The sequence below is a fragment of the Streptomyces sp. SID9727 genome (genome assembly GCF_010550605.1).
Lineage (GTDB): Bacteria > Actinomycetota > Actinomycetes > Streptomycetales > Streptomycetaceae > Streptomyces.
This window is the reverse complement of record NZ_JAAGNI010000266.1, coordinates 1-7,443: the sequence shown is the minus strand read 5'-3', so window position 1 is coordinate 7,443 and position 7,443 is coordinate 1. Positions and strand designations below refer to the sequence as shown.

Genomic DNA, 7,443 nt, shown 5'->3' with positions numbered 1-7,443 from the left:
CCGACTGCTTCACCGTGTGGACGGCCCACCCGCACGCCGGTGCGGTGTGGACCGAGGCCGCCGGCGGGCTCCTCGACGAGGTGCTGCGCCCCGTGGTGCGGGGGCTGCCCACCGACCGGGTCGCGGCGGTCGAGGACGCGGTCGGCCGCTCCGGCAGCAGCGGCCGGGCGGACGCCTTCCGCGACTGGAACCGCCGCGAGCGCCGCACCCTGGGCCGCCTGGGCCGCCGCATCGCGGGGCGGGTGCGGCGGGGCTGAGTTCCGCCGTGGGGATCAGGCGTCCGGCGTCAGCCGCAGCGAGATCGAGTTGATGCAGTAGCGCTGGTCCGTCGGGGTCGGGTAGCCCTCGCCCTCGAAGACGTGGCCCAGGTGCGAGCCGCAGCGGGCGCAGCGGACCTCGGTGCGGACCATGCCGTGGCTGCGGTCCTGGATCAGCTCGACCGCGTCGGTGTCCTTCGGGTCGTAGAAGGACGGCCAGCCGCAGTGCGACTCGAACTTGGTGTCGGAGCGGAACAGCTCCGCGTCGCAGGCCCGGCAGGAGTAGACGCCCGCGGTCTTGGTGTCCGTGTACTCACCGACGAACGCGGGCTCGGTGCCGGCCTTGCGCAGCACCGCGTACTCGGCGGCGGTGAGCTCCTCCCGCCACTGTTCGTCCGGCTTCTCGACGTCGTACGTCACGGTGGCTCCTTCAGCTCGACAGGTGGTCCAGGATCAGCGGGCCGAGGTCGGTGACGTCGCCCGCTCCCATGGTGAGAACGAGGTCGCCCGGCTTCGCCATTCCCGCGATGACCTCGGGAATCCGGTCCTTGTCGTGGACGGCGGTGACGTCGGCGCCCGCGGCGGTCGCGGCGTCGGTGATCAGGGCGCTGGTGACACCGGGGACCGGGTCCTCGCGGGCCGGGTAGATGTCCAGGACCACGGAGGCGTCGGCGAGCGCGAGGGCCTGGCCCATCTCGGTGCCGAGCTCCTGGGTGCGGGAGAACAGGTGGGGCTGGAAGACGACGAGGAGGCGGGCGTCGGAGGCGGCGCCGCGCATGGCCTCCAGGTCGGCGGTCATCTCGGTGGGGTGGTGGGCGTAGCTGTCGATGACCTGGACGCCGGCCGCCTCGCCCTTGAGCTGGAGGCGGCGCTTGACCCCGGTGTACTTACCGAGGGCCGAGGCGAGGTTGTGGGCGGGGATACCGAGGGCGATGCCGGCGGCGAGGGCGGCGACCGCGTTGAGCGCGTAGTGGCGGCCGGGCACGGAGACGGTGAAGGTGAGGAACTTCCCGCCCAGGACCACCGTGACCTCGCTGGTCAGACCGCGCGGGGTGATCTTGTGGACGCGCACGTCGGCGGTCTCGGCCTCGCCGTACGTGACGACGGTGAGCGCGGGCAGGGCCTCGCGGACCCGGCGGGTCAGCTCGACGGCGCCGGACTGGTCGGCGGAGACGACGAGCGTGCCCTCGGGGACGATCTTCCCGGCGAAGGTCTCGAAGGACTCGTAGATCTCGTCCATCGAGGCGTAGTTCGCGTGGTGGTCCAGCTCGACGTTGAGGACGATCGCGACGTCGGGGTCGTACTTCTGGAAACTGCGGTCGCTCTCGTCGGCCTCGGCGACGAAGATGTCGCCCTCGCCGTGCGTGGCGTTGGTGCCCGGGCCCGCCAGGTCGCCGCCGATGGCGTACGAGGGGTCGAGGTCCAGCTCGTTCAGGGCGACGGCCAGCATCGAGGTGGTGGTGGTCTTGCCGTGGGTGCCGGCCACGGCGATGGAGCGCAGCCCGTTCATCAGCGAGGCCAGGGCGTCGGAGCGGTGCACGACGGGGACGGACAGCTCCCCGGCGCGCACCAGCTCCGGGTTGTCGGCGCGGATGGCGCTGGAGACGACCACGCAGCTGGCGTCGTCGGCGAGGTGCCCGGCGGCGTGCCCGATGTGGACGGTCGCCCCCAGCGCGCGCAGCGCCTCGGCCGTCGGGGACTCCTTGGCGTCGCTGCCCGCGACCTTCGCGCCGCGCTGGGCGAGGATCTTGGCGATGCCCGACATTCCGGCGCCGCCGATGCCGATGAAGTGGGGTCGTTCCATGGCGGCGGGGATGCCGGGTGCCATACGTGTCTCTCCCAGGTGCGTACGGGTAGGGGTTCCCAGCCTATTCGCTGTGCGCGAAGAGCTTGAGCACCGGGACGCCGACCTTGTGCCGGGCGCGGGACGCCCAGTCGCGGTGGAAGAACTCCTCGACGTAGTGGGGCGCGGTCAGCACGATGACCTCGTCGGCCCGGGACTCCTCGACCACCGAGGTGAGCTTGTCCAGGGGGTGGCTCTCGATCACCTGGCCGACGGCTTCGGAGCCCGCCTGGCGCAGCGCCTCCAGCGAGACCTGGAGGGCGAGCTCGGCCGATTCCCTGGCGCTCCGGCCCTCGGGCTCCTCGCTCTCGCGGGCCGCTTCCTTCAGTTCGCCCATCGCCAGGTCGTCGATGGCCCGCAGCAGCACGTCCGCCTGGTCACCGCGCGGCTGCATGAGGACGACGAAGGAGATGCGCTCCTCCCCGTGCAGGGTGGTGACGAATTCGACGTCCCCGGAGGTGAGGGCCTTCTCGATCATCAAAACGCTGGTGAACACCACAGAGCCCTTCTCTTCAGCGACCGTCGCCGGCCGCTGCCGAAACCATCCTTCCCCGCGCTCGCACGGGGTCTGCGAGATCCATTCTGCCCACGGAACGCTAACCGGAACGTGATATTCCGCTAATTGCCGCCGCGGGGCGCGGTACGGGAGAGCTCTGGGGCGTACGGGGCGGCCGGGGCTCAGTTCCGGCGGTAGCGGGTGAAGAGGAAGCCGTCCTCCTCCAGCAGCGAGGCCAGGGCGAATCGTTTCGGCACGGCGACGGCGGGCCCGCCCGCGATCCGCTGGGCGTCACCGGCCGTGAGCAGCGGCGCGACGGTCAGGCACAGCTCGTCCAGCACCCCCTCCGCCACGAACTGGCCGAGCAGCCGGGGGCCGCCCTCCGTCAGCAGCCGCCGGTGGCCCCGGTCGGCCAGCTCCCGCACGGCGCGCGCGGGGTCGACGCGCGAGCCCTCCCCCGCGATCACCACCTCGGCACCCGCCTTCCGGGCCGTCGCGATCCGGTCCGGGGGCGCGCCCGCACCGGTCAGCACGAGCGTCGGGACCAGCGGCGAGACGAAGAGCGGGAGCGAGAAGTCCAGGTCCAGGCTGCCGCTGACCACGGCGATGGCCGGGACCGGCGTCTGGCCGGCCTCCGCCCGGCGCGCCGCGAAGGCGTCCCGGGCCCGGGCCGGCCGGTAACCCTCCTGGCGTACGGTCTCGGCGCCCGCGATCACCACGTCGGCCAGGCCGCGCAGGGTGCCGAAGATCCGCATGTCGCTCTCGCAGGAGATCGGCTGCGAGCGGCCGTCGTGCTGGGCGGCCCCGTCCAGGGTCGACACCATGTTGGCGCGCAGCCAGGGGCCGTCCACGGCGGGGTAGGCGTAGGCGTCGGCGAGGCGGTCCAGGCTCCAGTCTCCGGAGGCGTCGGGCGCTGTCAGGTCGGTCACAGGGAACAGGCGTCGCATGTCCGGCAGTGTGACACGGGTCGTAAGCTTGACGGTTGTGTCGTCCTCCCACGCCGTGCCGGGGTCCAGCCCCATAGCCGAAACGGCCCCGCTGTCCCTGTGCGCCCGCGAGCCGCACGTCCCCGCCGACCGCCTGGTCGCCGAGATGGTGCCGCCGCCGCGCTTCGACTCGGTGCGCTTCGATACGTACGTACCCGACCCGGACCAGCCGAGCCAGACCGAGGCGGTCCGGGTGCTCAGCGACTTCGCAGCCGGGCTCGGCGGAGCGCACGCCTCGGGGTCCGGGAAACGCAAGTGGTTCGGCCGGAAGACGGAGGTGCCCTCGGGCCCGCGCGGGGTGTACCTCGACGGCGGGTACGGGGTCGGCAAGACCCATCTGCTGGCCTCGCTCTGGCACGCCACCCCGGCCGCACCCTCGCTGAAAGCTTTCGGCACCTTCGTGGAGCTGACGAACCTGGTGGGCGCGCTCGGCTTCCAGCAGACCGTACGGACGCTGAGCGGGCACCGGCTGCTCTGCATCGACGAATTCGAGCTGGACGACCCGGGCGACACCGTGCTGGTGTCCTCGCTGCTCAGCCGGCTGGTCGAGGAGGGCGTGGCGCTGGCCGCGACCTCCAACACGCTGCCCGGGAAGCTCGGCGAGGGCCGGTTCGCCGCCGCCGACTTCCTGCGTGAGATCCAGGGCCTGTCCGCGCACTTCCGCCCGCTGCGCATCGACGGCGAGGACTACCGCCACCGCGGCCTGCCCGAGGCCCCGCCGCCGTTCTCGGACGAGCAGGTCACCAGGGCCGCGTACGCCACGCCGGGCGCCAGCCTGGACGACTTCCCGGCGCTCCTCGACCACCTGGCCCGGGTCCACCCCAGCCGGTACGGGGCGCTGACGGACGGGGTGCGGGCGGTCTGCCTGACCGAGGTGCGACCGGTGCCCGACCAGTCGACGGCGCTCCGGCTCGTGGTCCTCGCCGACCGCTTGTACGACCGGGAGGTACCGGTCCTCGCGGCCGGGCTGCCCTTCGACCGGCTGTTCAGCGAGGAGATGCTGAACGGCGGGTACCGGAAGAAGTACTTCCGGGCGATCTCCCGGCTCACGGCGCTGGCGCGTGACGCGAAGGGGCTGGTGGCGCAGTAGGTTCGGGGGCGTAAGGACGTATGACCGGCGGCGCACGACGCGGTGCCCCGTCGCCCCCGTACAACCGGGCATTCCGTTCGAAGGGAACCAGCATGGCTACCACGCGTCAGGCTCACACGGTCTGGGAAGGCAATCTGGCCGAGGGCTCGGGCGTCGTCACGTTCGACTCCTCCGGGATCGGCGACTACCCGGTCTCCTGGCCGTCCCGCGCGGAGGAGGCGAACGGGAAGACCAGCCCGGAGGAGCTGATCGCCGCGGCCCACTCCAGCTGCTTCTCGATGGCGCTCTCGCACGGCCTGAGCGGCGCCGGCACCCCGCCGGCCCGGCTCGACACCAAGGCCGACGTCACCTTCCAGCCGGGCACCGGCATCACCGGTATCCACCTCACCGTCGTCGGCGAGGTGCCGGGTCTGGACGAGGCCGGCTTCGTCAAGGCGGCCGAGGACGCGAAGGCCAACTGCCCGGTCAGCCAGGCCCTTTCGGGCACGACGATCACGCTGAGCGCGTCGCTCGCCTGACCTTCCCCCTCCTGTGTCCCCGGGCGGTCCGCCCGGGGACACAGCTGTTTCCGCACCGGCCGTGTTCACCTTCCGGCCATCTTGGATCCTCCTTCAATACACCCGGGTTTCTCATCGCTTCCTCATCCGTCGTTGGTTGCGTATCGCGGGCCGGCCGGTCCGGCACGGACGACGAAGGAGGCGCACGGTGTCGCAACCCGACACAGCCACGAAGGACCCCCCACCGCTGCATGTGGCGAGCAGGCTGCACGCCTTCAATCGATACGAGCTGAAGTACCTGGTCCCGGTCGAGCGGGCCGCCGAACTGCGCGACGAGCTCGGTGAGCGGATGGACCGCGACCTGAACAGCCCGGTCGGCGGGTACGGGGTCTGGAGCCTGTACTACGACTCCCCCGAACTGCGGTTCTACTGGGAGAAGATCGAGGGCCTGAAGTTCCGCCGCAAGCTGCGCATCAGGCACTACGGCGACCCGGCCGGGGTCACGGACGAGTCCCCGGTCTGCGTCGAGATCAAGCAGCGCGTCAACCGGGTCACGCAGAAGCGGCGCATCACCCTCCCGTACGCGACGGCCCGTCAGCTCTGTGACGGACGCGAGCTGGTGGCGCACTCCCCCAAGGAGCGCGCGTTCGTCCACGAGGTGCTCGACCTGGTCGTACGGCTGAACCTCAGGCCCACCGCGATGACCGGCTACCAGCGCGAGGCGCTGGTCGGGCGCGCCGCCGACACCGGGCTCCGGGTCACCTTCGACCGGCGCATCCGGGGCCGCGACCGCGACTTCCACTTCGGGCAGGAGAACCCGGAGAACCGGTTCACCGTGCCGCCGCACCTGTCGGTGATGGAGATCAAGGTCAACGAGCGCACCCCGCACTGGATCACCGACCTCGCGGCCCGCCGCAACCTGAGCCTCATCCGGGTCTCCAAGTACGTCCAGTCCATCGAGGCGTTCGGGCTGGCGCCCCGGTCCGCCTTCCATCTGCACGAGGCGGACTGCCCCCCGCCCACCACCCCCCTCGACACGCGGCTGCCGGCACAAGGGTCGCCGGTGAAAGCAGGAGCACAGTGAATTTCGATCTGCAGGAACTCAGCGGGACGTTCAGCGTCGCCGACGTCGTCGCGGCGATGGCGCTGTCCTTCGTCCTGAGCACGGTCATCGGCTACGTCTACCGGTACACCCACCGGAACGTGTCGTACAGCCAGTCCTACGTCCAGACCCTGGTCATCGTCGGCATGATCGTCGCCCTGATCATGCTCGTCGTCGGGTCCAACCTGGCGCGCGCGTTCTCGCTGGTCGGCGCGTTGTCCGTGGTCCGGTTCCGGAACGCGGTCAAGGAGACCCGGGACGTCGGGTTCATCTTCCTGGCCATGGCGATCGGCATGGCCTGCGGCGCCCGTTTCTACACGCTGGCCGCGGTCGGCGCGGTCGTGATCTGCGCGGTCGTCGTGATCATGCACAAGTTCGACTGGTTCGCGCTCAACGTGCAGCGCCAGGTGGTCAAGGTCCAGGTCCCGGCGGGCGAGGACTGCACACCGGGTATCCGTGACGTGCTGATCAAGTACACGACCGAATTCGAGCTGGTCTCCACGGAGACGATCCGGGGCGGTGCGCTGAACGAGGTGTTCTACACGGTCCGGATGAAGAAGGGCACCGAGCCGGGCGAGCTGGTCACCGCACTCCAGGAGCGCACCTCCGGCCAGCGGGTGACGGTCCTGACCGGTTACGACACCACCGACCTGTGAGCCCCGTCGACGGCACGCCCCGCGGGCGACGACTGCGCGACCGGGTGCCCGTGCGCCTGCGGCACCACTGGAAGCCCGCCGGGGCGCTGTGCGCCGGACTCGCGGTGATGCTGTACGCGTTCGGCGACGCCCGGGTCTCTCCGTACGTCACCTCCGCCTCGCGGGTGGAGGCGGACACGATCACGGACGACGTGAAGGGCACGGTCGGCCTGTACGACACGTCGGTGAAGCACTCCGTGCGACTGGAGTACCAGCAGACCGACTTCGACAAGATGATGAAGGAGTTCAAGAAGGACGGCACGAAGGACTCCATCCCGGCCGACCTCACCGTCGACGGGGTCTTCCTGAGCGATGTCGGCATCCGCCTCAAGGGCAACTCGACGCTGATGTCCCTGCGCGGCAACCGGGGCGGCGGGCCGGGAGGCGGCCGGGGCGGGATGCCGGGAGGCGCGGGCGGTGGCATGCCCGGCGGCGGAACGCCTGCGGGCGGTACGGGGCAGCGCGGCGGGCAGGGCG

9 protein-coding genes and 1 pseudogene are annotated in these 7,443 nt (G+C 71.2%); 6 read left to right on the top strand and 4 right to left on the bottom strand.

Annotation, left to right across the window (positions count from 1 at the left end; translation table 11 throughout):
- On the top strand, positions 1-257 hold a 257-nt coding region (locus G3I41_RS17525), incomplete at its 5' end, for a GTPase-associated protein 1-related protein (RefSeq protein WP_275408425.1).
- A gap of 15 nt (positions 258-272) precedes the next feature.
- On the opposite strand, the gene msrB is transcribed toward G3I41_RS17525, so the two are convergent.
- The 4 genes from msrB to G3I41_RS17505 form a co-directional block, all read right to left on the bottom strand.
- Positions 273-677: a peptide-methionine (R)-S-oxide reductase MsrB gene (gene msrB / locus G3I41_RS17520; RefSeq protein WP_164401165.1), complete on the bottom strand. Its 405-nt coding sequence runs from the start codon at positions 675-677 to the stop codon at positions 273-275.
- 10 nt (positions 678-687) lie between these two features.
- A complete protein-coding gene (gene murC / locus G3I41_RS17515; protein WP_164401164.1) occupies positions 688-2,085 on the bottom strand; it encodes a UDP-N-acetylmuramate--L-alanine ligase in 1,398 nt (465 codons plus the stop codon).
- A gap of 40 nt (positions 2,086-2,125) precedes the next feature.
- Entirely contained in the window at positions 2,126-2,578 is a 453-nt protein-coding gene (locus G3I41_RS17510; RefSeq protein ID WP_164401163.1) for an indole-3-glycerol phosphate synthase, read from the bottom strand.
- A 200-nt stretch (positions 2,579-2,778) separates the two neighbouring features.
- Positions 2,779-3,543, bottom strand: coding sequence for a pyrimidine reductase family protein (locus G3I41_RS17505; protein WP_239081681.1), 765 nt, complete (start codon positions 3,541-3,543; stop codon positions 2,779-2,781).
- A 37-nt stretch (positions 3,544-3,580) separates the two neighbouring features.
- On the opposite strand from G3I41_RS17505, the gene zapE reads away from it, so the two are divergent.
- The 5 genes and pseudogenes from zapE to G3I41_RS17480 all read left to right on the top strand — a co-directional run.
- Complete coding sequence (gene zapE / locus G3I41_RS17500) at positions 3,581-4,672, top strand: cell division protein ZapE (RefSeq protein ID WP_164401161.1); 1,092 nt, start codon at positions 3,581-3,583, stop codon at positions 4,670-4,672.
- 92 nt (positions 4,673-4,764) lie between these two features.
- Positions 4,765-5,190, top strand: a complete 426-nt coding sequence (locus G3I41_RS17495) for an OsmC family protein (RefSeq protein ID WP_164401160.1) — start codon at positions 4,765-4,767, stop codon at positions 5,188-5,190.
- A gap of 187 nt (positions 5,191-5,377) precedes the next feature.
- Positions 5,378-6,253, top strand: coding sequence for a polyphosphate polymerase domain-containing protein (locus G3I41_RS17490; RefSeq protein WP_164401159.1), 876 nt, complete (start codon positions 5,378-5,380; stop codon positions 6,251-6,253).
- Entirely contained in the window at positions 6,250-6,927 is a 678-nt protein-coding gene (locus G3I41_RS17485; protein ID WP_164401158.1) for a DUF4956 domain-containing protein, read from the top strand. Before G3I41_RS17490 ends, G3I41_RS17485 begins: the two co-directional genes overlap by 4 nt.
- Positions 6,924-7,443, top strand: a pseudogene (locus G3I41_RS17480) (spore coat protein CotH); the annotation flags it as partial. The gene G3I41_RS17485 and the pseudogene G3I41_RS17480, both read left to right, overlap by 4 nt.

Coding starts and splice junctions, on each gene's coding strand:
- G3I41_RS17505 (WP_239081681.1), bottom strand. CDS start 3,543: ATGCGACGCCTGTTCCCTGTGACCGACCTGACAGCGCCCGACGCCTCC.
- G3I41_RS17510 (WP_164401163.1), bottom strand. CDS start 2,578: ATGATCGAGAAGGCCCTCACCTCCGGGGACGTCGAATTCGTCACCACC.
- G3I41_RS17495 (WP_164401160.1), top strand. CDS start 4,765: ATGGCTACCACGCGTCAGGCTCACACGGTCTGGGAAGGCAATCTGGCC.
- murC (WP_164401164.1), bottom strand. CDS start 2,085: ATGGCACCCGGCATCCCCGCCGCCATGGAACGACCCCACTTCATCGGC.